At 63.3% G+C, this 26,826-nt stretch carries 24 protein-coding genes; 8 read left to right on the plus strand and 16 right to left on the minus strand.

Translation table 11 applies throughout. The annotated features are described in order from the left end of the window. Nucleotides 1-285 precede the first annotated feature (285 nt). A complete protein-coding gene (locus tag ACO550_RS24400; RefSeq protein ID WP_315594602.1) occupies nt 286-1,743 on the minus strand; it encodes an MATE family efflux transporter in 1,458 nt (485 codons plus the stop codon). Nucleotides 1,744-1,972: 229 nt separating this feature from the next. Between ACO550_RS24400 and ACO550_RS24405 the strand changes: the two genes are divergently transcribed. Beyond that, on the plus strand, nt 1,973-3,403 hold the full coding sequence (locus tag ACO550_RS24405) for an aldehyde dehydrogenase family protein (protein WP_315594601.1): 1,431 nt from the start codon (nt 1,973-1,975) through the stop codon (nt 3,401-3,403). Between the two features lie 76 nt (nt 3,404-3,479). Here the strand turns inward: ACO550_RS24405 and ACO550_RS24410 are convergent, their stop codons facing one another. The 7 genes from ACO550_RS24410 to ACO550_RS24440 all read right to left on the minus strand — a co-directional run bounded on the left by ACO550_RS24410 (nt 3,480) and on the right by ACO550_RS24440 (nt 10,155). Then, on the minus strand, nt 3,480-4,673 hold the full coding sequence (locus tag ACO550_RS24410; RefSeq protein ID WP_315594600.1) for a DUF2252 domain-containing protein: 1,194 nt from the start codon (nt 4,671-4,673) through the stop codon (nt 3,480-3,482). Nucleotides 4,674-4,725: 52 nt separating this feature from the next. After that, nucleotides 4,726-5,082 carry a cytochrome C oxidase subunit IV family protein gene (locus ACO550_RS24415; protein WP_315594599.1) on the minus strand — a complete coding sequence of 119 codons (357 nt, stop codon included), beginning with the start codon at nt 5,080-5,082 and terminating at the stop codon, nt 4,726-4,728. Nucleotides 5,083-5,090: 8 nt separating this feature from the next. Next, the gene (locus tag ACO550_RS24420) at nt 5,091-5,786 is read right to left on the minus strand and encodes a cytochrome c oxidase subunit 3 (RefSeq protein WP_315594598.1); all 696 of its coding nucleotides are present in this window, start codon (nt 5,784-5,786) and stop codon (nt 5,091-5,093) included. A gap of 14 nt (nt 5,787-5,800) precedes the next feature. Further along, nucleotides 5,801-6,466 (minus strand): cytochrome c oxidase subunit 3, encoded by a 666-nt coding sequence (locus ACO550_RS24425; RefSeq protein ID WP_315594597.1) that lies wholly within the window; start codon nt 6,464-6,466, stop codon nt 5,801-5,803. Then, on the minus strand, nt 6,463-8,220 hold the full coding sequence (ctaD, locus tag ACO550_RS24430; RefSeq protein ID WP_315594596.1) for a cytochrome c oxidase subunit I: 1,758 nt from the start codon (nt 8,218-8,220) through the stop codon (nt 6,463-6,465). The genes ACO550_RS24425 and ctaD overlap by 4 nt, the downstream gene beginning before the upstream one ends. 14 nt (nt 8,221-8,234) lie before the next feature. After that, a complete protein-coding gene (locus tag ACO550_RS24435; protein ID WP_315594595.1) occupies nt 8,235-9,377 on the minus strand; it encodes a c-type cytochrome in 1,143 nt (380 codons plus the stop codon). A 274-nt stretch (nt 9,378-9,651) separates the two neighbouring features. Next, nucleotides 9,652-10,155 carry a hypothetical protein gene (locus ACO550_RS24440; protein WP_315594594.1) on the minus strand — a complete coding sequence of 168 codons (504 nt, stop codon included), beginning with the start codon at nt 10,153-10,155 and terminating at the stop codon, nt 9,652-9,654. Between the two features lie 275 nt (nt 10,156-10,430). Between ACO550_RS24440 and ACO550_RS24445 the strand changes: the two genes are divergently transcribed. Together ACO550_RS24445 and ACO550_RS24450 are read left to right on the plus strand one after the other, a co-directional pair. Then, on the plus strand, nt 10,431-10,613 hold the full coding sequence (locus ACO550_RS24445) for a hypothetical protein (RefSeq protein ID WP_092137367.1): 183 nt from the start codon (nt 10,431-10,433) through the stop codon (nt 10,611-10,613). Between the two features lie 46 nt (nt 10,614-10,659). Next, entirely contained in the window at nt 10,660-10,824 is a 165-nt protein-coding gene (locus tag ACO550_RS24450) for a hypothetical protein (protein ID WP_315594593.1), read from the plus strand. Between the two features lie 28 nt (nt 10,825-10,852). On the opposite strand, the gene ACO550_RS24455 is transcribed toward ACO550_RS24450, so the two are convergent. Together ACO550_RS24455 and ACO550_RS24460 are read right to left on the minus strand one after the other, a co-directional pair. Next, entirely contained in the window at nt 10,853-11,038 is a 186-nt protein-coding gene (locus ACO550_RS24455) for a rubredoxin (RefSeq protein ID WP_315594592.1), read from the minus strand. 139 nt (nt 11,039-11,177) lie between these two features. Then, entirely contained in the window at nt 11,178-15,167 is a 3,990-nt protein-coding gene (locus tag ACO550_RS24460) for a DUF748 domain-containing protein (RefSeq protein WP_315594591.1), read from the minus strand. Nucleotides 15,168-15,481: 314 nt separating this feature from the next. Here ACO550_RS24460 and ACO550_RS24465 point away from each other — a divergent pair, with 314 nt between their 5' ends. Continuing rightward, the gene (locus ACO550_RS24465) at nt 15,482-16,792 is read left to right on the plus strand and encodes an MFS transporter (protein WP_315594590.1); all 1,311 of its coding nucleotides are present in this window, start codon (nt 15,482-15,484) and stop codon (nt 16,790-16,792) included. An 83-nt stretch (nt 16,793-16,875) separates the two neighbouring features. Here ACO550_RS24465 and ACO550_RS24470 read toward each other — a convergent pair whose 3' ends face one another. After that, entirely contained in the window at nt 16,876-17,949 is a 1,074-nt protein-coding gene (locus tag ACO550_RS24470) for an extracellular catalytic domain type 1 short-chain-length polyhydroxyalkanoate depolymerase (protein WP_315594589.1), read from the minus strand. 312 nt (nt 17,950-18,261) lie between these two features. Between ACO550_RS24470 and ACO550_RS24475 the strand changes: the two genes are divergently transcribed. Continuing rightward, a complete protein-coding gene (locus ACO550_RS24475; protein ID WP_315594588.1) occupies nt 18,262-19,068 on the plus strand; it encodes a helix-turn-helix domain-containing protein in 807 nt (268 codons plus the stop codon). A 2-nt stretch (nt 19,069-19,070) separates the two neighbouring features. Here the strand turns inward: ACO550_RS24475 and ACO550_RS24480 are convergent, their stop codons facing one another. From ACO550_RS24480 to ACO550_RS24495, 4 genes are all read right to left on the minus strand, one after another. After that, the gene (locus ACO550_RS24480) at nt 19,071-19,943 is read right to left on the minus strand and encodes a DUF2950 family protein (RefSeq protein WP_485994985.1); all 873 of its coding nucleotides are present in this window, start codon (nt 19,941-19,943) and stop codon (nt 19,071-19,073) included. Nucleotides 19,944-19,945: 2 nt separating this feature from the next. Beyond that, nucleotides 19,946-21,316, minus strand: coding sequence for a DUF3300 domain-containing protein (locus tag ACO550_RS24485; RefSeq protein WP_315594587.1), 1,371 nt, complete (start codon nt 21,314-21,316; stop codon nt 19,946-19,948). Between the two features lie 81 nt (nt 21,317-21,397). Further along, on the minus strand, nt 21,398-21,760 hold the full coding sequence (locus ACO550_RS24490) for a hypothetical protein (protein WP_315594586.1): 363 nt from the start codon (nt 21,758-21,760) through the stop codon (nt 21,398-21,400). Nucleotides 21,761-21,869: 109 nt separating this feature from the next. Then, on the minus strand, nt 21,870-22,169 hold the full coding sequence (locus ACO550_RS24495; protein WP_315594585.1) for a transposase: 300 nt from the start codon (nt 22,167-22,169) through the stop codon (nt 21,870-21,872). Nucleotides 22,170-23,006: 837 nt separating this feature from the next. On the opposite strand from ACO550_RS24495, the gene ACO550_RS24500 reads away from it, so the two are divergent. From ACO550_RS24500 to ACO550_RS24510, 3 genes are all read left to right on the plus strand, one after another. Then, nucleotides 23,007-23,960 (plus strand): LysR substrate-binding domain-containing protein, encoded by a 954-nt coding sequence (locus tag ACO550_RS24500; protein ID WP_315594584.1) that lies wholly within the window; start codon nt 23,007-23,009, stop codon nt 23,958-23,960. Nucleotides 23,961-24,268: 308 nt separating this feature from the next. Continuing rightward, nucleotides 24,269-24,931: a response regulator gene (locus ACO550_RS24505; RefSeq protein ID WP_315594583.1), complete on the plus strand. Its 663-nt coding sequence runs from the start codon at nt 24,269-24,271 to the stop codon at nt 24,929-24,931. Nucleotides 24,932-25,007: 76 nt separating this feature from the next. After that, complete coding sequence (locus ACO550_RS24510) at nt 25,008-26,339, plus strand: cobyrinic acid a,c-diamide synthase CobB (RefSeq protein WP_315594582.1); 1,332 nt, start codon at nt 25,008-25,010, stop codon at nt 26,337-26,339. Between the two features lie 26 nt (nt 26,340-26,365). Here the strand turns inward: ACO550_RS24510 and ACO550_RS24515 are convergent, their stop codons facing one another. Beyond that, nucleotides 26,366-26,821, minus strand: coding sequence for a MarR family transcriptional regulator (locus tag ACO550_RS24515; protein ID WP_315594581.1), 456 nt, complete (start codon nt 26,819-26,821; stop codon nt 26,366-26,368). Between the last annotated feature and the right edge of the window lie 5 nt (nt 26,822-26,826).

Below are 26,826 nucleotides of genomic sequence, written 5' to 3' on the forward strand. Positions count from 1 at the left end.
TTGTGATGTATTTAATTTGCGATTGCGCTGTGAGTGCAAGCAAACTGAAAGCCTGCATGGAAAGGAGATCGAAAGGTAAAGGCGAGCAATGAAGCGGAACGAGAGCTTTAACGGCCCTATCAGCTTTCGACTGGCTTACAGCGACGACACAGACAGCCTCGCGGAGGTCATATGTCTGCTCATGTGAAAAGCAGATACATGTGTGTATGCGAGGCGCTACGCATGCTCGGCTGTTGGATCCCCTCGCCCACGCAGTGGGAGAGGGGAGAAAACCATAGGGGGTTCTTAGCGAACCGCCTCCACGCCTGCATCGGCATCCTCGCAGGGTGTGCCCATGCTCGTGTCCGGTGCCTGCCCTACAGCTTCGGCATGGGGCGTGGTTGGCAGGATATGGCTGCGTTTCCAGTTGCCGAAACGGTAGTACGCAAAAGCCATCAGCACCGATACCACCGAACCCAGCGGGAAACTCCACCAGATCGATTCGGCGCCGATATGCGGTTCCAGCAACCACGCAAACGGCAAGCGGATCAGCCACATCGATACGAACAGGATCACCAGCGGCGCCATCACCGCGCCAGTGGCGCGTACCGTACCGAAGACAACGATCGTGAAGCCGAACAGGATGAACGACCACAGCACCACGCGGTTGATATGCTGCGCGATCTCGATCGCCACGCCATCGTCGCCAAGGAAGATACCGAGCGAATGGCGGTTGAACAGATAGATCAACGCCACCAGCGCGCCGGTCATCAGCACGTTGAACAGCAAGCCAAGCTGCGTAATGCGCGATACGCGCGCCCACAAACCGGCTCCCACGTTCTGCGCAACCATCGACGATACGCTGGCGCCCACTGCCAGCGCGGGCATTTGTACGTACGTCCACAGTTGCGACGCCACGCCATAGGCAGCCGTGGTCTGCGAACCATAGGTATTGACCAGGGACATCATGACGATGGCCGAAGACGAGATCACCACCATCTGCAAACCCATCGGCAACCCCTTGGCCACCAATGCACGCAGGATCGACATGTCTGGCCTGAGCAATGCCAGTTGCGAACGATGCAGCAGCAGGAAGTGCTTGCGCCGGTAGAGCAGACCGATCATCGCCGCGAGGCTGGTCAACTGCGCGATCAGCGTGGCCAGTGCCGAACCCGCGATGCCCAGCGCCGGCAGCGGCCCTACGCCGAAGATCAGCACCGGATTGAGCACCACATCGAGCACCGCCGACAACAACATGAAGTAGAACGGCGTGCGCGAATCTCCGGCACCACGCAGCGTCATCATCACGAAGTTGTAGAAGTACATGAACGGCAGCGCGACGAAGATGATGCGCAGGTAAATGATGGCCAGCGGCGTGGCGTCTTCCGGGGTATGCATGGCCGCCAGGATGTGGGGCGTGAATGCAAAGCCAAACACTGCCGCCAACACCGATAGGCCGACAAAGAACGTGGTGCTGGTGCCCACCACGCGACGCGCCTCGTCGATATCGCGTCCGCCAATGGCCTGGCCGATCATGATCGTATTGGCCATGCTGATGCCGAAGACCACGCCGAGCATGAAGAACAGGATGATGTTGGCATTGGACGTCGCGGTCAGCGCGGCCTCGCCGAGGTAGCGCCCGACCCAGACCGAGTTGATCGAGGCATTGAGCGACTGGAGGATGTTGCTGCCAAGCACTGGCAACGAGAACATCAACAGCGTACGGCCGATCGGGCCGGTGGTCAGTCTGGCGTCAGGCTTCATTCGGGAGGGAATTTTCCGCGCTGCAGCAATGCCTCAGGCAACGCGAAGGTTGCGGACCCGTCAGTCTAGTCCGCCACCGCGGGCCGTGCCAGCGCCGGCTCGACCGATTATCGGCCGCAACTGATCTCTGTGCGCATTCGGTGGTGAAGCGGTAAGCTTGCGGTTTTCCGATCGACCGTCCGCGGTTCGCCGGCTTCGGCGCACCGTCCAACCCGCACAGGAGCCAAACATGGCGTACCAGGATCTCGCCCTCTATATCGATGGAGAATTCGTCAAGGGAGGCGACCGGCGCGAGCAGGATGTCATCAATCCGGCCACCCAGGAACTGCTTGGCAAGCTGCCCCATGCCTCGAAGGCAGACCTGGACCGCGCGCTGGCCGCCGCGCAACGCGCGTTCGAAACGTGGAAGAAGACCTCACCGCTGGAGCGTTCGGCCATTCTGCGCCGCGTCGCGGAACTGACGCGCACGCGTGCCAAGGAGATCGGCCGCGATATCACGCTTGACCAGGGCAAGCCGCTGGCCGAAGCCGTGGCCGAGGTCACGATCTGCGCCGAACATGCCGAGTGGCACGCCGAGGAATGCCGCCGCATCTATGGCCGCGTGATTCCCCCGCGCAACCCGGCGGTGCGCCAGATCGTGGTGCGCGAGCCAATCGGGGTCTGCGCGGCCTTCACCCCCTGGAATTTCCCGTTCAACCAGGCCATCCGCAAGATCGTTGCCGCCATCGGCGCCGGCTGCACGCTGATCCTGAAAGGACCCGAGGATTCGCCCAGCGCCGTGGTGGCGCTGGCGCGCCTGTTCCACGATGCAGGCCTGCCCCCGGGCGTGCTGAACATTGTCTGGGGCGTGCCCGGTGAAATCTCGACCTACCTGATCGAATCGCCGATCGTGCGCAAGATCTCGTTCACGGGCTCGGTGCCGGTGGGCAAGCAACTGGCAGCGCTGGCCGGTGCCCACATGAAGCGTGTGACGATGGAACTGGGCGGCCATTCGCCGGTGCTGGTCTTCGACGATGCCGATATCGAGCCGGCCGCCGAAATGCTGGCGCGCTTCAAGCTGCGCAATGCCGGCCAGGTCTGCGTATCGCCGACGCGCTTCTACGTCCAGGAGAAGGCCTACGACAGGTTCCTGGCCCGCTTCACCGAGGTAATCGGCTCGATCAAGGTTGGCAACGGCCTTGACGACGGCACGCAGATGGGCCCACTGGCCCATGAGCGCCGCATCGCCTCGATGGAACAGTTCCTCGATGACGCCAACCACCGTGGCGGCAAGATCGTGGCCGGCGGTTCGCGTATTGGCGACAAGGGCTTCTTCTTTGCCCCGACCGTGGTAACGGACCTGCCCGACGACGCCAAGCTGATGGTCGATGAGCCGTTCGGTCCGGTGGCACCGGTCACCCGCTTCAAGGATACGGAAGAAGTCCTGCGCCGCGCCAACAGCCTGCCATTCGGCCTGGCCTCGTACGTGTTCACGAACTCGCTGAAGACCGCGCATCAGGTATCGAACGGTCTTGAAGCCGGCATGGTCAATATCAACCATTTCGGCATGGCGCTGTCCGAGACACCGTTCGGCGGCATCAAGGACTCCGGCATCGGCAGCGAAGGCGGCCAGGAAACGTTCGATGGCTACCTGGTGACCAAGTTCATCACCCAGGTCTAAAGGTATAAGCGATTGTGGTCTCCCCTCTCCCGCGCGCGGGAGAGGGGCCGGGGGAGAGGGCAAGCGGTTCAACTGTTCATTTCCCCTTCGCCTTCCGATAATCCTCCACATACTCCCGCCACTGCGCCAGCGATACATCGCGTCCGTGGCGTGCCAGCCGCAGCACCTTCGATTGCCAGCGTCCACCCGACGCATAATCCTGCAGTTTCTCGATCCGGTCCGCCGCCTGATGGCCGCAGCCGCGCAGGTGCGCCCACGCCGCCGCGCGCGCCATGGTCGTCAGTACTTCGATCAGGGCCGGCCGATTGCGGCAATGCGCCAGGTCCACGCGATCGGTGGTGGGCTGGAGACTCTTGACCAGATACGAGGTCTGACGGTCCAGTGTCACAAACGACAGCAGCGCCGGCGAAGCGGCCTGCATGATCTGCTGCACTGTAGCCACCCGCTGCGCGTCGCTGCCCCAGCGTGGCTGGCTGCGGCGCTGCATGGCTGCCCACGCACTGGGTGCGGCACGCTTGATATCGATCAGCCGCCGGGAAGTCGGCACTTCGGTCTCATGCGCCAGCACCACATACCGTTCCAGCCCGAGACTGCCCACGCCTGCAATGCGACGCGCCGCATCGTCGGCCACGAAGCGGTGACCGTGGTGCTCCTGCTTCGAGTAGATCGACAGGATATGCGCGGCATGCTCGCGCTGCGTCCGGTCCGCGCGCATTGCGTGGCGATCGAAACTCAGGCGTCGCTGGCCATTGCGTAGTGCCGTGCGTGTTGCCAGCAACGCACCGCGTCTGCGGCGCTTTACCTGCCGCAGCAACGTGGCCACCAGCCCGGTGGCCGTGGCACGTTCGATCCAGCGCGGTTTGCCAGTGCGCAACGTACGTGTGTACTCGGCAAGCATGTGGTCGCAGGCCACGCGTGCATCGGAATCGGAGAGGCCAAATTGATGGCTGGCAACCAGAACGCTCGACAACATGCGCACGGTGTCCACCGTAAATGGCGCCACCAGCGCGTCGTCAAAGTCGTTCAGGTCGAAATAGACCAGTCCGTTGTCGCCCTTGAACGAGCCGAAGTTCTCGACGTGAAGATCGCCACAGACGTAGGTCAACGGCGCATCGAGACCAATCTCGTCTTCCAGCGAGGCAGCATAGAGGTGGTTGGTACCGCGAAAGAACGCAAACGGCTCGGCCGCGATAGCGGCGAGTTTCATCGTCAGCCGTTCCGGGTCGCGGCCGTGGTTGTATAGCAGGATGCTTTCGGTGGCGGCGTGCATGAGCGAAGTCCTTCCATGAACATCGCGGCGCCGCCGGCATCGGCAGGGGATGCTAGCGGAAGAACACGCCGCGCGTCAGGAAAGTGTAATCCGCTTCCGCCGCCATGAGCCACACCAATACCAGCAAACATAGCGGCGGTAGCAGGATTGCGCAGATCAATGCCATGCGCTCCCACGCCATGTGCATGAAAATCGCGATGATCAGGCCCGCCTTCAGCGCCATGAACAGCAGGATCAGGAACCAGCGCAGGTAACCGGACAGGTGAAAGTAGTCCACCATGTATGACAGCGTGGACAACACGAACAGCAGCAGCCAGACCTTCAGGTAGAGCCCGATCGGATGCGACTGGCCGCCGTGTTCGCTGGCCGGTTCAGTGTGCGGTGCCGCGGGAGTGGGAGTCGATGCCATGGTCGGCCTCACCAGAGATAGAACAGTGCGAAGATGAAGACCCACACCAGGTCCACGAAGTGCCAGTAAAGCCCGGCAATCTCCACGGCCTGGTAGTTGCCGCTGACCTCATAGTGGCCACGCAGCACCTTGCTGGCGATGAACAGCAGGTAGATCACGCCGCAGGTCACGTGAAAGCCGTGAAAGCCCGTAATCATGAAGAATGTGGAGCCGAACTGCGCGGCCCCAAGCGGATTGCCCCACGGCCGAATGCCTTCGACGACAATCAGCTTGGTCCATTCGAAGGCCTGCATGCAGACGAACACCTCGCCAAACCAGGCGGTAACGAACATCAGCTTGGCGCACGCCATGCGGTCGCGCCGGTATGCGCAGTTGACTGCCATCGCCATGGTCCCGCTGCTGGTAATCAGCGTGAAGGTCATGATGGCAATCAGCAGCAGCGGTACCGGATGGCCGCCGATGTCGATCGCGAACACCTCGCTGGCATTCGGCCACGGCACCGTATTGGCCATGCGAACGGTCATGTAGCCGGTCAGGAAGCAACTGAAGACAAAGGTGTCGGACAGCAGGAAGATCCACATCATCGCCTTGCCCCACGACACCTTGAACGCACGCTGGTCCGAAGACCAGTCGGCGACCAGGCCGCGCACGCCGCCCGGCAGATGATCGTGGGCCGTGACGGAGGAGGAAACTTGCGAGTTCATCGGGAGCACCTCACTCAGCCTCTGCCGCAGATGTAGTTGACGATCTCGGGCGTCAGCCAGCCCAGCGCGCCCAGCAGCACGATCCACACCGCCAGCAGGAAATGCCAGTACCGCGCGCACAACCCGATACGGACCTGCGTGCGCGTACCGCTGCCGCGATCGAGCGCAACGAATGCAAAGCCCACCAGGCCACCAATCATGTGGAGGCCGTGCATTGCCGTCAGCAGATAGAAGAAGCTGCCTGCGGGGTTGTTTGCCGGCACCACGTGCATGGCATATAGCGCCGTCCAGGCCCAGAACTGTGAACCGACGAAGGCCACGGCACCGAGGCCGCCGAGGCGCAACGCCAGGCGCGCCCGCGCCATGCGGCCCGCCAGCGCCGCACGCGACGCCACTGCCATGGCCACGCTGGCCAATGCCAGCAGCACCGTGGACAGCCAGACCTGCCAGGGCAGCGCAATATGCTGCCAGTCGGGACTGTCCATGCGCATCACGTAGGCCGCCAGGAATAGCGTGAACAGCGCCGTCACGACGCCCATGAATACCCAGAGCCCGATGCTGCCCGGTGCACGTTGCCCGTGTCCGTGCGTGGCATCGCCACCGCTTCCTCCGCCGGGCGATTCCCGCGAGACCCGGAACACACCCGGGCCTGCGTCGGCAACGATGGTATCGGTGTTCATGCGACGGCTCCCCGGCTGGCATGCGGTTCGGGTTCCGCACCACCGGCTTCGGGCGGCGCGTTCTGCGCGATGAAATCCTCCGGTGCGCCGGGCACGCTGTACGCGTAGGCCCAGCGGTACACCACGGGCAGGTGTGGCCCCCAGTTGCCATGGACGGGCGGTGTCTGCGGCGTCTGCCATTCCAGCGATGCCGCACGCCACGGATTGGCGCCGGCCGGCCGGCCGCGCCGCAGGCTCCAGAACAGGTTGAAGACAAACAGCAACTGCGCCGTGGCTACGATGAAGGCGGCAATCGAGATATACATGTTCATCGTGTGCGCGGACTCGGGAATGAAGCTGTAGTTGTCCCACGCGTAGTAGCGACGCGGCATGCCCAGGATGCCCAGGTAGTGCATTGGAAAGAAGATTGCGTACGTGCCGACGAACGTGACCCAGAAGTGGATTCGGCCAAGCGTGTCGTCAAGCATCCGTCCGGTGACCTTCGGATACCAGTGGTAGAGTCCGCCAAACACCACCAGGATCGGCGACACGCCCATCACCATGTGGAAGTGCGCCACTACGAAGTACGTGTTGGACAGAGGGATGTCGACACTGACGTTGCCAAGGAACAACCCGGTCAGGCCGCCGATCACGAAAGTGCTGATGAACGCGATCGCGAACAGCATCGGCACGGAAAAATGGATGTCGCCACGCCAGAGCGTGATCACCCAGTTGTAGACCTTGATGGCCGTAGGCACGGCAATGATCAGCGTGGTCGTGGCGAAGAAGAACCCGAAGTACGGATTCATGCCGCTTACGAACATATGGTGCGCCCACACCACCACGGACAGCAGCCCGATGGCCAGGATGGCCCACACCATGGTGCGATAGCCGAAGATGCTCTTGCGTGAGTGCACGCTGATCAGGTCGGACACGATGCCGAAAGCCGGCAGCGCCACGATATAGACCTCGGGATGCCCGAAGAACCAGAACAGGTGCTGGAACAACAGCGGGCTGCCCCCCTTGTAGTTGAGTTGCTGCCCCATCGACACCATCGCCGGCATGAAGAAGCTGGTGCCCAGTGTCTTGTCGAGCAGCATCATCACGCCCGAGACGAACAGCGCCGGGAATGCCAGCAGCGCCAGTATCGTGGCCATGAAGATGCCCCACACCGCCAGCGGCATGCGCAACATCGTCATGCCTTCGGTGCGCGCCTGCAGCACCGTGGTCACATAGTTCAGCCCCCCCATCGTGGCCGCGACGATGAAGATCACCAATGACACCAGCATCAGGATGATGCCCCAGTCATGGCCGGGCGTACCCGGCAGGATCGCCTGCGGCGGATAGAGCGTCCAGCCCGCGCCCGTGGGCCCGCCAGGCACGAAGAAGCTGGCCAGCAGCACCAGCACCGAGACAAAGTAGACCCAGAAGCTGAGCATGTTCAGGAACGGGAACACCATGTCGCGCGCGCCGACCATCAGCGGGATCAGATAGTTGCCAAAGCCGCCGAGGAACAGCGCCGTCAGCAGGTAGATCACCATGATCATCCCGTGCATCGTCACGAACTGGTAGTAGCGGTTGGCGTCGATGAAATCGAACTTGCCGGGAAAACCCAGTTGCATGCGCATCAGGTTGGACAGTGCCACGCCCACCAGCCCCACCACGATGGCAACCAGCGTGTATTGCACCGCTATCACCTTGTGGTCCTGGCTCCAGACATAACGGGTCCAGAAACTTTGCGGACCGTGATGGGCTGCATCGTCGGCATAGGCCATCGTTTCCTCCTTGCCTATTTCCCTGCCTGGGGTGCCGCGGCGGTACCCAGCGAATGGATATAGGCGGACATTGCCGCCACCTCGGCCTCGGTCACCGGCAGCTTTGGCATCACCGGACCGAAACCCTTCACGACACGGGCCTGCGGGTCTTCGATCTCCTTTCTCAGGAACGCATCGTCGACCTTTGCGCTGCTGCCATCGGCAAACGTCTGCGTGCTGCCGAAGAGACCTTTCCACGATGGACCCACGCCAGGACTGCCGTCAACGCTATGGCACGCAATACAGCCCTTGCTTTGCGCCAGCGCACGCCCCTGCTCCGCCAGGTTCCCACTGCCTGGGGTCGCCGCGGTAGCAGGCAGCGCGGCCTTTGCCATGGCCATGGCAAAGGTCTGCTGCTTTGCCAGCCAGGCGTTGAAAGCGGCAGGTTCCTCGACCACCACGATGCCACGCATGTTGTAGTGCCCCACGCCGCAGAGCTGCGCGCACAGGATATCGAACCGCCCCACCTTTGTAGGCGTGAACCAGAACGATGTCACCATGCCCGGCACCATGTTCATGCGTGCACGAAACGGCGGCACATAGAAGTCGTGCAGCACATCTTTCGAGCGCAGCAGCACCTTGACAGGCCGGTTGAGCGGCAGGTGTACTTCGGGCCCCACCACGATTACATCGTCCTGCCCGTTCGGGTCATCGGGGTTCACGCCCAGCGGATTGGCGCCGCTCACGAAGCGTGGATCGGAGGTACCGAGCTGGCCGGCGCTTCCGGCAAAGCGGAATGCCCATTGCCATTGCTGGCCGACCACCTCCAGCTCCATGGCCTCGCGCGGTGGCCGGACATAGTCGGCATATACGATCAGCCCCGGCGCCAGCAGCGCCATGATGCCAACGGCACTGAGTCCGATCAGCCAGCGTTCAAGACGGGGATTTTCAGGTTCATAGGCCGCGCGATGCCCTTCCCGATGACGGAAGCGCCAGACGATATAGCCAACCAGCAGGTTGATGACAACGAAGAAGAGACCGGTAATGACCAGGGTAATGGTGAGCGTGTCATCCATCTGCTTCCAGTTGGATGCCAGCGGTGTTGCCCACCAGGGGCTCAGGAAATGAAAGAGCACCGAAGCGGCAACCATGATGACGAGCACGATCGCGATCGCCATGTCCCCCTCCTCGCGCGCGCAAGGGAACGGGCCTGCGGGTGAGCCCATTCACGCACGTGGAATAAGACTAGTGCATCGGCTCAGGTCACTGCAAGGCGACATAAGTGCCGGCATGTACGACTTCGCGCGCAAATGTCTCGCGTGCGCCGCAACAAAAAATGGCGGAGGGAAACAGCATTTCCCAACCGCCATCCATGCCGCGCGCAGGCCCCGTGCAGAGGCAAGCCGCGCGACGCAACCAGTTACGTCATGGTTACTTTATCGCTTGATGTATCTAGTGCATGACATCGCGCGATTCCAGCTTCCAGTAGCACAGCGCGATGGCCATGCCGAAGATCATATGGCCCACCAGCGTATGCCAGCCACGTGCATCGACAAACCACGGGAACGCCGCGGTCATCACATAGAAGTTGAACAGATAGACCACCAGCCCGAACGCGGCCCCCACGAGCATCGACATGCCGATACTGGAGTCGAGCTGGAACGGTGCAATGATGGCGCACAGCACGCAGCCAAGTATCGCGCCCAGCACGAAGTGGATGATCAAGGCCATGGCCACGGTGCCAACACTGAACAGCGAAGTCTGCAAGACCTCTCGGCCCATGACGATGGCAGCGATCATGCGCGTGGTGCCCCAGGGATGCACCCCGGCGACCATGCTCGACCAGAACATTTCCACGACGATCAGCAACGCGCCCGCGGCCAGGCCCGATACCGCGGCGGCAGACCAGTCGGGCAGGCGGCGCACGTAATGGTGCGAATGCATATGAAGTTCCATGGCTTCCTCCACGCTACTCGATGGCCGGCGGTGGCCATCCTGCGTCCAGCATAGGACACCTGTTGGGTCAGCGTTGGACCACCGCAACGACATGCGCCGCATGCGGCACGAACGGCATGGTCGGTGACACTTACCCGGTACATGGGGTGGCCCATGCAGGGTGTCAAACCCTGCGTGCGTTTCAAACGTTGCGGGACAACCCTAAGCGTTCCGGCCTTGTATTCGCCACACACTGCCTATACTGGAAGCACAAAGAAACAAGACAGGAGACCGCCATGCTGCACCTACAGGCGCACGATCTTGTATTTCTGATCCCCATGGCACTCGTCGGGCTGCTGGCGATGGGTGCGATCCCGGTAGCTGCCAAGGCACTGCGCATCAGTTGCCGTTGTGCAGGCGCAATCATCGGGGTGTTGCTTGGGGTGCTGGTGCTGGAAGCGCTACCACTGCTGATATAGCGGCTGGAAAGCGGTATGTGCAACGCGCCTGGAGAAGGAGGCGCCCATGTCCCTGACCGCGCTGGCCGCCGTCATGGCGGTGCTGCTGTTGCTGACGGTTGCCGCCGCGCTATGGCGCTGCAACCATCCGTACCGCATGCGCTATACGCGCTGCGCGCGCCGACGCGCACGCGCCGGCATCTGCAGGGAGTTGCCGCACAGGCACTCCTGACAGGGTCCCGGTTCCCGGTTGTCGGTTCTCAGAACTCGATCATCGAGAAATCGCCCTTGCTGACGTCGCACTCGGGGCAGCGCCAGTCTTCCGGAATCTCTTCCCAACGCGTGCCGGGGGCAATGCCGTCATCGGGCCAGCCTTGTTCCTCGTCATACACCCAGCCACAAATCAGGCAGACCCAGGTCTTATAGGCAATTGCTTCCTGCTCCAACACGCACTCCCAAGGAATAGTCAAAGAATTCGATAAATCGTTTCGGGGCGAATCATACGCGGTTTTTTCATGGCGGCCTTCCCGGCGGCGGCGTTCGAGCCCATCGTTCAAACGCCGCCGGATTTGCGCCCGCGATTGACTACTGCCGGATCGAGAAGTCCACGCGGTTCGGCGCGCCCTTGTCCTTGATGCCTTCCGCGGTGAGCTTGGATGCAGTCAGGAACAGTTTTGAGTCGGGCACCTTGCCATCGCGTTCCAGCGACTGCTTGACCGCCAGTGCGCGTTGCTCCGCCAGCGCGCGCAATTCGGTATCGGTCACCGGTGCGTGTTCAAGCAACAGCTTTTCCATTTCCGCAGGCGGTAGCGACTTGTTGAGGCCGATGAAATTTGTCGGCTTCTTGAACGACTCGCGCTTGTACACCGCCTCCAGGTACTTTGGATACTCCTGCTTCGACACCGTGACGCGCGCCCCCTGCTCGCCGCCCTCGCCTTCCTCGGCCTGGTCGCCGGCCTGGGCCGAGCGGCGCAGGTCGCGCTGCTTGGCTTCGGCCACGCGCTGATTCAGCCACACACGGCGCGCACCATCGGCGTCGGTGGCCGGGTCGATACGGCCGCTGATCTCCAGCCGCAGCGACGGACGATCATTCAGTGCCTTGCCTATCGTCTCGATCTTCTTGCGCCCCTCGTCGGTTAGCGTCGACGAGCCTGGCGCAAACTCGATATAGCCCAACTCTTCGCCGCCACCACCAAACGCCGATGCGATCAGCGAGAACGGCGACGTGATCGCCTTGGTCAGCAAATTCACGATCACGCGCAGTATCACGCCCCCGACGCTGAACTCCGGATCGGACAGCGAGCCCGACACCGGGAGGTTGATGTCGATGACACCATTGCGATCCTTGAGCAGCGACACCGCCAGCAGCACCGGCAGCTTGACCGCGTCCGGGCTGTCGGTCTTCTCACCGAACGTGAGCTGGTCCAGGTAGAGATGGTTCTTCGCATCGAGCTTGCCGTTCTCGATCTTGTACGCCACATCCACCGTGAGCTTGCCCTTGGTGATCGGGTAGCCGGCATACTTGGCCGCATACGGCGTCAGCCGTGTGAGCTCCACGCCGGCCGCCTTGGCGGCAATATCGAGATACAGCTGCTCGCCCAGCGGATTCAGCTTGCCGCTGATATTGACCGGGGCATCATCGTCGAGCCGCCCGTCGAGGACCAGGTCGGCCGGCGTGGGATCACCGGTCGAAACCTTCGACACCGAACCCTTCATGTCGGTCAGGTTGGCCGAATAGTTGGGCTTGACGAAGAAGTCCGAGAAGTTGATGTTGCCCTTGTTGATCGATACGCCGCCCAGACGGATCTGCGGACGCGGGCCCGCTGCTTCCTTCGCCTGCGCTGGCGGAGCGGCCGGCTTGGCCGCTGGCGCCGACGCCGGACTCGCTTGCGTCAGGCTCATCGAAGGTGCCGCCTCGCCTTTGGCGGCGCCACCGGCCATCACATCCTGCAGGTTCAGCCGGCCATTGGCATTCAGGATCACGCGCGCATAGAAATCCGACAGCCCGACGTTGTTGACGCCAACCTTCATTGGTCCCTTGGCATCGTCCATGTTGAAGTCGATGCCCGTGACCGACAGCGCGCGCCAGCGCAGGAAGTCTTCACCCGAGATCCGGTCCACGGTCCGCACGTTGCCGGCAGACGCATTGCCGCTGAACTGCACCGCCATCGGCTTGCCTGCCGGCGCGAGGTAGCCGAGCTTGCCCTTCAGCGTCATGGTGCCACTGCGTAGCGCCGCATTGAAGCGATCCGCAAGATACGGCTGGAACGGTGCCATGTCGAGATCGCGCAAATCGAGCTGCAGTTGCGCACCGGGCACCGTCGGCATGACCTGGCCGTCGAGATTCATCACGCCCTTGCGGCCACTTTCCGCATGGAGCTTCACGGGCAGCGGGGCCGCCGAAAGCGGCCACGTGATGGTGCCCGTGTTCAGGCCGATATTGCGGAACTGGTGAATCACCGGCCGGCCTCGGTTGGCCTCGGCGGGTTCATAGTCGGCCAGGCGCGCGGCACCATCGTCCACCGCGACCTTGCCGATGCGCACTTTCCAGCCCGGCGCAGCCGCCTTGCCGTTGGCTGCCGGTGCGGCGGGCTTCGCGGCAGGGTCGGCCGCCTTCTGCGCGGCGGACTGCGTCGCCCACAGCTGCGCCGATTCCAGCAACTGACCACTATGATCGCGCGTGGCGGAGATCTGCGGCTTCACCAATGCCACCTGTCCCGCCTCGAAGGTCTGCTTGGCCAGGTCCAGCGCGATATCGTCCAGCACGAGTTTGTCGGCCTTGACCAGCGGCAGGTTGGCACCTTCCGTGTCTGCCGCACGCGCAACGCGGTTACGGCCGGAGCGTGTGGCGCGCGCTCCGTTGCTGGCCGCGGGCGCCTTGGCATTGCTATCGTCGTTGCTCGTTGCTGCTGGCGTGGCGGGCAGGGCAATCGGGTCACGTGTTGCCACATAGACCGGCGACAGTTCGACGCGCGACTTTTCCAGCGTGAACTGGAATACCGGCTGCGTCCATGCCATCTTGTAATGCAACTCGGCATTGATGCCGGTCTCGCCAAACTGGCTGCGCAATGCGCGCGGCCACCACGCCGAGAAACCCTGCGGACGCAGTCCGGCCGTTTCCAGCGTGCCGTTCAGCGTGCCTTGCTTCAGTCCGAGTTCGCCGGTGTGCTTGATGGTCTGGCCGTTGGCAATGGTGATATTGGCGTCGAGCTTCGCCGGCTTGTCACCAGTGCTGGCCAGGCTGGCGATCTCCACGTTGACCGGTCCGATATCGAGCTTGCCGGGGCCCGAAGGCGCCAGTTCGTCGACAAAGCCGAGTTGGGCCTCCTTGACCGAGATGCGATCCACGGCATAGGACCAGGGCACTTCCTCGGGCTTGGGCGGCGCCTGTACGCCGGCGGCGGCCGGTGCCGAGGCGGCGGAGGCGGCGGATGCCGGAGCTGCCGCCACGGGCGCCGATGCCGGCGTCGCGGCCTTGGCCGGTGTGGCGGCGGCGCTCGTCCTGGCAGCCTCGGGCAGGAATGCCGTCGCCAGGTTCAGGGTGCCGTCGGCACGCCGCAGCGCCTGCAGGCCAAAACCTTCGAGGTCGATGCTCTTCACGTGCGCGCGGTGCGCCAGCGGCTCTACCCGATCGAGGTCCACCAACAGCTTGCCCGCCTTGACCAGCGGCGCCCCCGCATGGGTCTGCACCTCGGCGTCGCGCAACGCTATCGTGCCGGAGACAAACAGGTCCTGCTTGTCCTTTTCCTGGCGGAAGCCCACGTTAAGGCGTGTATCGACGAGCCCGCCCTTGACCTGCGCATCCTTGAGCCTTGGCGCGAACGCCATGTACTTCGCCACTTCGAGGCCGTCAAGATTGACGTTCAGGTTGGTGACGCGGGTATCGGCAAACGGCTGCGACGTACCGGCCAGTGCCAGCGGCGAGCCATTGATCTTCGCAAACAGCGTCGGGCGGGTATTGACCTCGACATCGTGCGGCAGGTTCGACAGGAACGGCAGCGTCAGCGTGAAGTTCTCCACGCGCTGCACGGTATCGAGCGGCTTGTCTTCATAGACGAAGCTGCTGTCGGTCACCGCGATATTGCTGATCGAGAACCGCGCGGGCTTGCTGTCCGCCGGTTTGGGCGGTTGTGCGGCAAAGCGCTCCTGGATATCGGCAAAGCTCATGCGGCCGTCGGCATTGCGCACCACGTGCACTTTCAGGCGATCCACATGGAGAAAATCGACCACCGGCGCCAGATGCCAGACCGACGCGGCCGAGGTATTGGCCTCGACCTGCCCCAGGGTCAGCATCGGCGTCTTGCCGTCCGGCTCGAAAATGGTCAGGTCGTTCAGCGTCGCGGCCAGTTCGAATGGCCGGACGTGCGCGCCACCAAGCGTAACCTTGCGGCCCAGCGCCTCGGTGGCATTTTTCTCGACCAGGTATTTGATCAGCGGCGGCCCGCCAAAATAGCCAGCCAGCCCGAAAACCGCCAGTGCCGCCACCACGCCACCCGCGACGCGAACTGCCACGCGCCGGCGCGGCGTGGCCATGGCCGCTCCTGTCGCGGCCTGGATAGAATCCTTGAAAGCCATGTCATCCCAGAAGTTGTGACCCCACACCCGACCGGATTCGGGCGCTTTGTGCCCCGGATTTCACTTGTTTTTGTATTATGGAGACGGATTATGGCAGCGCACAGGGCGATTTAGAATTCAATTTGCTCAAAATCGAAGTTGCATTCGTTCGTTCTGGTATCTTTACGCCTTTGCGAAGCGTCCCGTCGTGCCCGCCTGCTTACCCGCCGGCCCCGGTTCGCCAAGTTCGTGTCGTCATCCGTTCGGCCGTCTCCCTCCACGTCACCCGTGTTGCGCGCTTCGCATGTGAAGAATGTATCCATGCGAGTTTTTCCATGTCCTCCTCCAGCAGTACTGCCGGGGCAATCGACGAGCAAGGCGGCCATGCCGCACGCCCGCTGACCGGCCAGGACTACAAGACGCTTGCCCTTGCAGCACTGGGCGGCGCGCTTGAGTTCTACGACTTCATCATTTTCGTTTTCTTCGCCAAGGTCATTGGCCAGCTGTTCTTCCCGGCCTCGGTGCCGGACTGGCTGCGCCTGCTGCAGACCTTCGGCATCTTCGCGGCCGGCTACCTGGCGCGCCCGCTTGGCGGCATCATCATGGCCCACTTCGGTGACCTGCTGGGCCGCAAGAAGATGTTCACGCTGTCCATCCTGCTGATGTCGGTACCGACACTGCTGATGGGCCTGCTGCCCACCTATGCGACGGTTGGCCTGCTGGCCCCGATGGCGCTGCTGGTGCTGCGCATCCTGCAAGGCGCCGCCGTGGGTGGCGAAGTGCCTGGCGCCTGGGTGTTCGTATCCGAACATGTGCCCAAGCGCCATATCGGCTATGCCTGCGGTACGCTGACTGCCGGCCTGACCGCCGGCATCCTGCTCGGCTCGCTGGTCGCCACCGGCATCAACGCCATCTTCGACCCCGCCGAGCTGCTTGACCATGGCTGGCGCGTGCCGTTCGTGCTGGGCGGCATCTTTGGCGTTGGCTCGATGTACCTGCGCCGCTGGCTCCATGAAACGCCGGTGTTTGCCGAGCTCCAGCAACGCAAGGCCCTGGCCGCGGAAATGCCGCTCAAGACCGTGGTGCGCGACCATCGCGGCGCGGTGCTGGTGTCCGTGCTGCTGACCTGGATGCTGTCCGCCGGCATCGTGGTGGTGATCCTGCTGACCCCGACGTACCTGCAGACGCTGTACGGCTTCGATGCCCGCACCGCACTGGTGGCCAACAGCGCCGCCACGCTGTGCCTGTCGATTGGCTGCGTGGTGGCCGGTGTACTGGCCGACCGCATCGGCGCGCGGCTGACGCTGTCGGTCGGTGGCGCCCTGCTGGCCGCAACCGCCTATCTGCTGTACACCTCCATCGGCACCCGCCCCGACCTGCTGCTGCCGCTGTATGCGCTGGCCGGTTTCTTCGTCGGCACGATCGGCGCCGTGCCCTACGTGCTGGTGCATGCGTTCCCGGCACAGGTGCGCTTCTCGGGGCTGTCCTTCTCGTACAACGTCTCGTACGCGATCTTTGGCGGCCTGACACCGGTAATCGTCTCGCTGATGCTCAAGACCGACAAGCTGGCCCCGGCCCATTACGTGGTTGCCGTCTGCATCATGGGCATCATCACCGCGCTGTTCGTGCGCAAGCGCCAGGCCTGATTCACCTGATCCACCACAGGCACGTGCGATAAAAAAGGGGAAGGCCATCAGCCTTCCCCTTTCTTTTGGTGCCTACCGAGGTGTCACGCCGTCCGGCGGTGCTGGCGGAAGAACTGCCACATCATCCAGCTGGCATCCGGGCCGATATCGCTGTGATACTGGACCGCGCCATCGCCACCACTCCAGGCGTGTCCGAGCCCGCCCACTTCGACCACCCGCACCAGGTCACGGCTCCAGCGTCCGAAACTTGCCTCGCGATAATCGCCCTCTGCTATCGGTGGTGCGTCATTGGCCGACTCGAGCCGCTGGCCGAGCCGGTCATCGAGGCCGTTGTAGGCCAGGAACTGGCGTGCGAGCAAACGACCGTTGACCGGACTCACGGCATCGTCCGCCATGCCATGCACGACAATCGCCGGCATCTCGGGGCCGCCAATGGATGCGCCGGCGGCGTCAAGCAGCAGTGCCGGCTCGAGCGGCGATCCATCGCGCATCGCCCTCAGCCCGGCCCCAGGATTGTCCGCGGCGCCGATCACCACCCCCGAGTGCAAGCCCACCGCGGCAATCTTCTCGGGATAGCGCAAGGCCACCAGCGCCGCCATCGCCGCGCCCGCCGACAGGCCGGCAAGATAGATTTCCCCGGTACGCACATCCGGCCGGGCGGCAAGTTCGTCGATCAGCATCGATACGGCCTGTGCCTCGCGGCCACCCTCGCCGGCGCCCAGGTCAAACCACTGCCAGCAGCGGTGCACCGAGCGGCGCAGCGGCTGCTGCGGATACGCAACGATAAAACCCTCGCGCTCGGCCAGCGCATTCATGCGCGTACCGGCGGCCAGGTCCTCGGGCGTCTGCTGGCAGCCATGGAGCATGATCACGACCGGCAGGGCGCCCTTGGCGCCGGATGGAATGTAGAGCCGATAGGAAAGCTGCGGCACCAGTTCGCCAGGCAGCGGGGCCAGCCCCAGTTTCATGGACTGCCAGGTGCCGGGAAGGCCGGCGGGTGCGGGTTCGCCCGCCGCGGGATACCGCAGCCGGCGGGCGGCTGGTTGCGTCAGATCGAGACGCCCCAGCCACGAACGAATTTGCTTCGCGGCCCGGTATTGCGAGCGACCGATTTGTCGCCACTGCGCATCCCAGGCCGGAGACAGGCTTTTGGCCATATGAAGACTCCTGCTCGTCTTAGAACGGATCTCCCCCTGTATTGTGCGTTGCAGCATACCACACCCGACGTGACGCATTGCCGGCATTGTATGCAAGACACAACATGAATTTGGAAACAATCTTTTGCGCGGTCGACGACAATCACCCGTCACTCACCCATCACTCACCCGAGCTTCACCCGAACGAGGGGAAACCAGTCGAACAAACTAACGACAAAGCGACGAAAGAATGCAGAACGGTCGCAGATAAACGACGTTTGCCAGCATTTATACTCAGCTGCACCAAACCTTGATGGCTCGGGCCGTGTCGCAATGTCCCAGGATCGCCCCTGCAAAAGCACTTCATTCTGCACGCTATGCCCGTTCCAGCCCGTCTGCCGCCACGCTCGCGGCGGTGCCACAAGCGGTCGGCAACAATGGCTGACGCCCGATCGGCGTTATCTGCAGGCCGGAGAAACGCTGTATGCGCAGGGGCGTCCGGCACTGGCTGCCTACCCGGTACACGAGGGGGGTCTCAAGCAGGTCTACGAATCGCAACTCGGGTGGCACCAGGTCAGTGGATTCCTGCAGCCGGGCGATGTTGCGGGACTTGAATCGAGCGAAGCAGCAACCGACGCAGCGACCGGCGTTGCAACGTACCGCGCCAGTGCAATTGCACTGCAGGACACCGAATGCTGCGCAATCCCAGTTGAGGCGCTACGCGCGCAGATGGCCGATCCCGCTTTCCGGGGAGCCATCCTGGCCATCCTGCGCCGGCAGGCCGAGCGCCAGTCGGAATTGCTGGTCGCGATCGGTTCGATGAAAGCCGCGCAGCGGCTGGCCATGCTGCTGCTGGACCTGGCGGCGGAACAGGCACGCCGCGGCATGACCGACGACGCACTCACACTGGCGATGACGCGCAACGATATCGCCAGCTACCTGGGCCTGACCCTGGAAACCGTATCGCGACTGCTGTCGCGCTTCGGCGCAAACGGACTGATCCACGTCAGGCATCGCCAGTTGCGCATCGTCGACCGCGCCGGGCTGGCTGCCGTGCGCGCCGACCCGGAGCAGATTGCGCTGCGTGGCGCGGGCCGTAGCGAATCGCAACGACTCGCCACCGTCCAGCGGCGCCTGTAACGCTAGCGATCCGCCACGCGCTCCCAGCCTTCTGGCGAAAAAGTGCGAATGGCTCCGGCGCGTGCGGCAGTACCCTTGCCCAGATCGCGTTCATAGAAGCGCCGTTCGCTGTCCAGCATGAACGAATGCACACCGGTCTCGCCATAGCGCGCGGGCCATGCAACAAACGCAAACTTCGCATCACTGCCCGGTGGCGGCGCAATCACGCGATAGCGATACCCATAGAATGCATCGTCAGGCGGCGTCTCGGGCCCCATTGCCAACGCATCGGGCCCCAGCGGGCTATCGTTTTCAGCAGACGCGGATGGCCAGTACAGACCATTGGTCTTGCCCGGCGTACTGACAAGCTGACGCGCGAACTGCCCCTTGCCAACCTGATCCGCATAACGTTGCTGGGCATCGGCCAGTTGTAGCAACGTATCCATGGCCACGATTTCATTGCGGCCAACCCGGCGCACGTGAACCTCGCGCTCACCCGCCGGCAGATCGAACTGCCAGCCCGCCTTGCGCTTCACGATCGGCACCGGAAACGTCCACCCGCTACTACCCACTTCAACATTGGCCATGTTGTCGCCTTCCTTGCGGATGGCGTGGTGATTGGCCCAGGCCGCGAGGAAATCGTAGATATCCTGCTGATCGAGTTGTGTGGGCAGCAGCTTGCGGTACTGGGCGCCCAGTACCTGCTTGAGCGTGTCGGTATCGCTACGTGCCACGCCATCGCCAAGCGCATCCATCGCAGCCTCGGGCGTCGGATAGATATGCTGGGAGAACGCCGGTGCCGATATGCCGACCAGCGCGACTATCGCGGCCATCGCCAGCATGCGCAGTGAGCGCGATACAAACCCGGACTCGCCAGATCTCTGGTTACGCATCATCGTTATCTCCGACCATGACCAAGATGACCGCCACCTCCGCCGCCGCCGTGGAATCCGCCACCGCCACCTCCGCCGCCATGGAAGCCACCGCCACCACCGCCACCACCCTGGAATCCGCCGCCGGACCGTTGCGACATGCCGCCCTGACGTGATTGCCCCGCGGTACGCTGCAAGCTGCTGCCGCCGCGGTCTGCCTGCTGGCGCATGCGGTCACCGTTGCCGGCATCGCGGAATGCGTTGTCGCGATTACCGTTGCGCGCGCGGTTGCGCGCCTCGGCCTGATCGGTGCGCTGGCGGTTCGCACCAGCCGGCCGAGGATTTTGCCCGCCGGCCTGGCGATTGACGCCGGGCGCGCCACCGTGGCCCTGGATCGACTGGCCGGTGCGCCCCTGGAACGATTGCGCCGCGCGGTCGCGTGCCGCATCACGCTGGTTCTGCACACCGCCACCGCCCTGACCCAGCCGCTGGCCGCCACCTGCCTGCCCGGGCTGCGGACGATTGGCCAGCCCCTGCTGGCGCTGTGCGTCGAAGCGATTTGCCACGTTCGGGTTGTTATAGGGAACATTGCCGCGATTGGCGGGATTGTGCTGCCAGTTCACGTTGGACCGGTTCACGTCGAGCCGCTGGTTGACGTTGACGTTGTTGTAGCGGTTGACGTTGATGTTCACATCATGCGAGCCCCAGTTGAAACCGCCCCAGAGCGAATTCACGGCTGCCACGCCCAGGCCAAAGCCCACGCCGGCCACCAGGGCCCCGGCAAACACCGATCCCGGTGGCGGCGGGTAATACGCTGGCGGATAGGCCGGATACGGCCACGCGCCGTACACCACGGTCGGGTTGTATGTCGGCACGTAGACCACCTGCGGGTTGGCCGGTTCGATCTGGACGATCGTGGTCCCGCCGCTCTGCTGCGTGACCACCTTCTGCTGCTCGGTGGTCTTCAGCGTGCCGGCCTTCTGGGCCTGTACACGCAAGCGCTGCACCGAATCCATGACATCGTCGGGCTGGGCCAGGAATGCATCGCCGATTGACTGCACCCACTGTGGCTGACGCCCCATCATGTCCATCACCGACGGAAACGCCACGAGCGATTGCACGCTGGGGTCCCAGGTCTGCCCGGCCACCGCCTTGGTCGCGGCATCGCCCGACAGGTTCGGATTCGACTTGGACCACTGCGCGGCCGAAGCGACGTCGGCAGGATAGGTGGAGGCCATCAGCACCTGTGACAGCAGCGCATCGGGATATAGCGCCACGGGTGCCAGCAACTGGTCAAGCTGCGGCTTGTCGAGCCTGGCCTGGGCCAGCACGCTGCCAGCACCGGCCAACAGCGTCAGCCCGAGCAGCCAGGCCAGGAATCGTCGCACGCGAAACATGATTGCCCCCAGTCAGAAAAGACGGAATGAAACCGATGCTGCCGCTGGCCGCCTGCGACCACCCGCTGCCACCACGGGAAACTACTTGCGGGCCTGCGCGCACTCCTGGCGGAATGCTTCTTCCAGTCGCTTGCGTTCCGGTGCCCGCTCGAGTGTGGAATAGGTACGCCCGTCCGCGGTAGTCACCGACGATTGCCCTTGCGACCATTGGGGCCCGGCAGGCAGCGCATTGATCTTGTCCAGCAGTTGACGGCAATGCTCGCGCTGCGACATGTTCTTGGTCGCGTCGGGGTCATCCACCGTTGAGGTAGCGGGGTCCAGCATGCGCGGTGGCGGTGGCGCGATCATCGGCGTGGACGGATCGGTCGCCGGTGCCGCATGAACGTTTGCACAAGGAAGACCGATACATGCTGCTGCCACGACGGCAGCCATAACCTTTTTCACCAGGAAAACTCCAGAATTCAGTGGCAACACACGTATTGCCATGCAATAGCTTCCGGCATGCATGGCACACGGCGACACCGCCTGTCACGCGACGCGCTCCGCGCGCTTCTCAATGGTCCGCCTTGCCATTGCCACGCCTGCCGGCACGGTTGCGCAGCAGCTCGAGTTGCAGCAGCGCATCCGCAAGCATACTCTTGAGACGCACGTTCTCTTCCTCGAGCTGACGCATGCGCCTTGCGTCGGCCGCGTCACCGCCGGGCCTTTGCGCCCGGTATCCATATTTCGCACGCCACCCATAGAAGGACGCGTCACTAAAACCGTAGCGCGCGCAAAGCTCCTTTACCGGTACGCCCTTCGCGGCCTCGGCCAGGTACATGCGGATCTGCTCCTCCGAATAACGTCTGTTCACCGAATGCCTCCGCTCGCCGGCCTTCCGTGCGGCTGGCGCAACGGCCTGCCGATCCTGCCCGTAAGGTAGCCCACCGCCTGCGCAAAAGGAATTCAGTGTCTTCGCGACGCGAGTTAAGCAAATTGAATGAACGCATCGGCACGGTCAGCAACCGGCGCGCACCATCCAGCGCGACTTTGCATTGTCGCCCTTATCAAATTTTGTCATTCCAAATTGGAAAAGCATCAGTCTGAATCGAGGATCGATCACGCGCTTCAAACCTTTACTCGGGCACCACAACCAGCCACCAATGCGTGTTGCGCCGCGCGCCCTGCTACCGGCATCGCCCGTCCCACATGGGTTTCATCCTTGTACGCTTGTATGAACAACACGGCTTGACTTGAAGATGACATGTATCGAATCGAACGCAGTTCTAGTACTTTTTAAAATGTTGTATTAAGATTTCCTCGCAACAACTAAATTTCAAACGCCTGCACGACGCGCCTCCCGGCGCTTATAGACAGGCGTCCGGCAGCGCGCACCAGCAACGGTGTCACGTCGCAAGCTGCCGGGTCCGGGCCTGAGGAAGAGGAGCTGCCGCAGGAGACTGCCGCACCACCGCGCAAGCATTCGGTACCAGCTGCCGACGCGGCGGTCCAGGTGGACAAACCCATGCAGGAGATGGGTGCCATTGCCCGGGCATATACAGGATGTTCCCGCCCCTTTGCAGTTTCGTGATGTTTCGTCGATGCGTTGCGTGGTATCTCCGATCTGCAGCGTAAGGCTTGCAGTCAGGAAGTTGCCGTGCTTCGCCAGAACAAGAAAAGAACCAGAAGTCGCGAATCGGGAGAAGTCAGTATGCGGCACGTCAGTACCAAGCTATTGCATGTGTTCGTCCTGCTCATGGAATACCGCGATCTCAGCGCGGTAGCGGCTTGCACTCAGGGACGCATTCCAACGGTGGCCTACAGTCTGGCCCGTTTGCGTGAAATCACCGGTGACGCATTGTTCGTCAAGCGGAATGGCACGCTGGAACCAACACCGCACGCACTGCGGCTTGAACATACCGCGCGGCAGATCCTTGCCAAATGGAATCAACTGGTACAACCACTGGATATCGACACCCAGGCGGTTGGCAATGGCCGGCGCATCTCGATCGGCTTTTCGTCCTCGATCGGCGATCCCGTCATCACGGAAATCCTGACCACGCTCTGCGAGCGTTTTCCGCATGACAGTTTCATTACACGGCCCGTCATTGCAGATGCAGCGCTAGGTGAAAGCCTCGATACCGGCGATCTCGATTGCGCGTTTGTGGTCGACGGCGCCACCGTGCCCGATAACGTGATCCCGCATAGCATTCTTGCCACGCCGCGCCGCCTTGTCAGCGCAACCCGCAATGGCACGAACGACGAGGCCGAAGGCGACTGGATCCTGCTGCAGGAAGATTGCGAAAGCAGCAGCCCGCTGCATGCGTTCCTGGCGCGGCAAGCCAGTACGCCGGGTCATCGTGAAACCGTGGTGCCGTCATGGCACACGCAGATCACGCTGCTGCATGCGGCCGGTGGCATCTGCCCCGTGCTCGACTTCAACGTGCCGCTGGTCACCCGCGACCGCAAGACGCGGCTACTGGCGCCGCCGGCCAGTTTTCCGTCCTGGGCCGCGCTGCATTTCTGGACTCCCCAGCACGCACCGGACCGCGCGGCCCTGCGCGACATCATGGACGTGGGCGCCGGCGTACTGCGCGACCCGCTCAAGGCCATCGACAGCCGGCGCCATGCGCAGCGACCCGTACGTCCGCTTGCCGTAGCCTGAAAGCGAAGCTCCGGTAGCGCCGGCAAGACGGCCCCGCGATGGCGACATCGCGGGGCCGTCTTGCATTTGAGTGCGCAAACGCATGCGTTCTTCCCGCATTTTGCGAATCCTCTTACTCCATTTCTCGGCGTCGCGCATTAATCTCGCCGGGCATCGTGGTACGCCCGGATCGTCTCCCGTTTGATCCTGCGCATCGCATGCGCGCAGTTGCTGCGCGTTTGCGCCGCACGCATTTCCAGCGTGCGGCGCTTTTTTACCGCCAGCGCCTAGCCGAACTTGAGCCATGTGTACGGGACAGGAGTCGATGGATGACGATGAGGATTATGCTGGCCGACGACCACCCCGTCATTACGGCGGCGATCCGGGCCAGGGTGCAAACGCAAACCGGCTGGGAAGTCTGTGGAGAAGTCGCCAGTGCCACCGAATTGCTGCAGCAGGTCGACATCGTTCGCCCGGATGTCGTGATTACGGATTACCACATGCCCGGACCCGCCGAGCTCGACGGCGCGCGGCTGATCACGGCATTGCGGCGCCGCTATCCCACCATGTCGGTAATCGTGCTGACGATGATTTCCAATCCGCTGGTGCTACGGACCATCCTCGATGTGCGCGTGCACGGGCTGCTGCTCAAGGACTGTCCGCTTAGCGAAATCGTGACGGCCATTGCACGTGCGCAACGCGGCTTCACATACATCGGCAAATCGGCGTTGCGGGCGTTGGCGCCGACCGACCTGTGCACCATGCTGCCGGTGGGACGCGATGGCATGCAGCGATTGTCCGCCCGTGAAATGGAAGTACTGCGGCTGTACCTGACCGGGCGCACCGTGACCGAAATTGCCGCCACGCTATGCCGGAGCGTAAAGACCATCAGTCGACAGAAGAACTGCGCGATGCACAAGCTTGGCGTCAGCAATGACCGCGAGTTGTTCGAATGCGCCGCGCTGCAGGGCATGGTGCTGCCGAAGAACTGAGTATCCCGTCAAAGCTGCCCGCTATAATCGGGCACGCCGCCCGACGGCCTCTTCATGCATCGCCTGTATCCCTGCAATGTCACCTGCCGCCCCCTCCTCTCCTGCGCCCGACGCCCGCTCGGTACCCACACTACTGGTAGCGGCGCCGGCCTCGGGACAGGGCAAGACCACGGTGACCGCCGCGCTGGCGCGCCTGCATGCGCGCCAGGGACGCCGCGTGCGCGTCTTCAAGACCGGCCCCGATTTCCTGGACCCGACCTTGCTGGCGGCAGCCAGCGGCGCACCCGTGCATTCGATCGACCTGTGGATGACCGGAGAGGCCGACGCGCGTGCGCGGCTGGCCGACGCGGCAAGGGATGCTGACCTGATCCTGGTGGAAGGCGTCATGGGACTGCACGACGGCACACCGAGCAGTGCCGATGTGGCGCGGCTGTTTGGCCTGCCGGTACTGGCCGTCATCCAGGCCGGCGCCATGGCGCAGACCTTTGGCGCGATTGCGCATGGCCTGGCCACCTACGGCGAACCGTTTCGCGCGATGCAGGTCCTTGCCAATGGCGTTGGTAGTCCACGCCATGCACAGATGCTGCGCGACAGTCTGCCAGCCGGTATCGCATGGTCCGGCGCATTGGCACGCGATGCGTCGGCAAGTCTGCCGGAGCGGCATCTTGGCCTGCTGAGCGCCGACGAGCTGCCGGACCTGATGACACGCCTCGACCGATTGGCCGACACACTGGCGGAACTGCCATTGGCGCAGATGCCGCCAGCGGTCAGCTTCGAGAATGCCGCCATGCCCGCGCCGCCGGCGCTGTTGGCCGGCAAATGCATCGCCGTTGCGAAGGACGATGCGTTTCGCTTTATCTACCCCGCCAATGTGGAACTGCTGGAAGCGCTCGGCGCCCGCCTTGCATGGTTTTCACCGCTGCGTGATGGCGGCCTGCCAGCATGCGATGCCATTTGGCTGCCTGGCGGATATCCCGAACTCCATGCCGCGGCGCTGGCCGCCAACACACCGATGCGCAATGCACTTCGTGCCGCGCATGCGAACGGCATGCCGATACTGGCCGAGTGCGGCGGCATGATGGCATTGTTCGATCTACTGGTCGACAAGGAGGGAGCGGCCCATGCGATGGCTGGATTGCTGCCCGGAACGGTGACCATGCAGCGCCGCCTGGCCGCGCTCGGGCACCAGGCCGTTACGCTGCCGGCGACCGGCGAAACCATGCGTGGCCATACGTTCCACTACTCGACCACCGCGTCGCCAATGACGCCAGCGGTCAGGGCCATCTCGCCACGTGACGGTTCAAGCGGGGAAGCGGTGTACCAGGCCGGCAGCCTGACCGCGTCCTACGTCCATTTCTATTTTCCGTCGAGCCCGGCGGCGACTGCCGCGCTCTTCAGCGGCGGATAACTTCGGCGGCGGAAACGCCTGCCGGCTCATGCCGCGTCGCGCTCGATTCGCGCAACGGCACCGGCAATCCCTGATTCGAGCTGTGCCAGCCCCTTCGACAGGTTGTGCATCGTGGTTTCCGACACATCGGCCAGCACGTCCTGCAGGAATGCCGAGCGGCGCGGCATGGCCTGATCGACGATATCGCGGCCGAGCGCGGTCAGCGTGACGTTGGTCATGCGATTGTCGCGCTCGCTGGTGGACCGTTCGATCCAGCCCAGCTCCTGCAATGCCTTCAATTGGCGGGTCAGCGCACCGGGATCCATGCCAACGCGATCGGCCAGCGGCTTTTGCGCAATCGGCCCCTCATGACCATAAAGCGCAAACAGAATGCGCCAGCGCGGCAACGGATGTCCGATGCGTTGTTCGAACGCGGCAGCATATGCGCGGTACGTGCGTCCGAACTGTTGCAATACGGCCAGGCTTTGTCGCTCCAGTTCCAAATCGA

This window comes from Cupriavidus sp. (assembly GCF_057315035.1).

Excerpts from the sequence above, each read along its gene's own strand:
- ACO550_RS24510 (WP_315594582.1), top strand. The coding sequence starts at position 25,008 with ATGTCACCTGCCGCCCCCTCCTCTCCTGCGCCCGACGCCCGCTCGGTA.
- ACO550_RS24485 (WP_315594587.1), bottom strand. The coding sequence starts at position 21,316 with ATGTTTCGCGTGCGACGATTCCTGGCCTGGCTGCTCGGGCTGACGCTG.
- ACO550_RS24480 (WP_485994985.1), bottom strand. The coding sequence starts at position 19,943 with ATGATGCGTAACCAGAGATCTGGCGAGTCCGGGTTTGTATCGCGCTCA.
- ACO550_RS24405 (WP_315594601.1), top strand. The coding sequence starts at position 1,973 with ATGGCGTACCAGGATCTCGCCCTCTATATCGATGGAGAATTCGTCAAG.
- ACO550_RS24440 (WP_315594594.1), bottom strand. The coding sequence starts at position 10,155 with ATGGAACTTCATATGCATTCGCACCATTACGTGCGCCGCCTGCCCGAC.
- ACO550_RS24420 (WP_315594598.1), bottom strand. The coding sequence starts at position 5,786 with ATGAACTCGCAAGTTTCCTCCTCCGTCACGGCCCACGATCATCTGCCG.
- ACO550_RS24460 (WP_315594591.1), bottom strand. The coding sequence starts at position 15,167 with ATGGCTTTCAAGGATTCTATCCAGGCCGCGACAGGAGCGGCCATGGCC.
- ACO550_RS24410 (WP_315594600.1), bottom strand. The coding sequence starts at position 4,673 with ATGCACGCCGCCACCGAAAGCATCCTGCTATACAACCACGGCCGCGAC.
- ACO550_RS24500 (WP_315594584.1), top strand. The coding sequence starts at position 23,007 with ATGCGGCACGTCAGTACCAAGCTATTGCATGTGTTCGTCCTGCTCATG.
- ACO550_RS24505 (WP_315594583.1), top strand. The coding sequence starts at position 24,269 with ATGACGATGAGGATTATGCTGGCCGACGACCACCCCGTCATTACGGCG.
- ACO550_RS24425 (WP_315594597.1), bottom strand. The coding sequence starts at position 6,466 with ATGAACACCGATACCATCGTTGCCGACGCAGGCCCGGGTGTGTTCCGG.
- ctaD (WP_315594596.1), bottom strand. The coding sequence starts at position 8,220 with ATGGCCTATGCCGACGATGCAGCCCATCACGGTCCGCAAAGTTTCTGG.
- ACO550_RS24445 (WP_092137367.1), top strand. The coding sequence starts at position 10,431 with ATGCTGCACCTACAGGCGCACGATCTTGTATTTCTGATCCCCATGGCA.
- ACO550_RS24450 (WP_315594593.1), top strand. The coding sequence starts at position 10,660 with ATGTCCCTGACCGCGCTGGCCGCCGTCATGGCGGTGCTGCTGTTGCTG.
- ACO550_RS24415 (WP_315594599.1), bottom strand. The coding sequence starts at position 5,082 with ATGGCATCGACTCCCACTCCCGCGGCACCGCACACTGAACCGGCCAGC.
- ACO550_RS24475 (WP_315594588.1), top strand. The coding sequence starts at position 18,262 with ATGTCCCAGGATCGCCCCTGCAAAAGCACTTCATTCTGCACGCTATGC.
- ACO550_RS24435 (WP_315594595.1), bottom strand. The coding sequence starts at position 9,377 with ATGGCGATCGCGATCGTGCTCGTCATCATGGTTGCCGCTTCGGTGCTC.
- ACO550_RS24470 (WP_315594589.1), bottom strand. The coding sequence starts at position 17,949 with ATGGCCAAAAGCCTGTCTCCGGCCTGGGATGCGCAGTGGCGACAAATC.
- ACO550_RS24465 (WP_315594590.1), top strand. The coding sequence starts at position 15,482 with ATGTCCTCCTCCAGCAGTACTGCCGGGGCAATCGACGAGCAAGGCGGC.
- ACO550_RS24400 (WP_315594602.1), bottom strand. The coding sequence starts at position 1,743 with ATGAAGCCTGACGCCAGACTGACCACCGGCCCGATCGGCCGTACGCTG.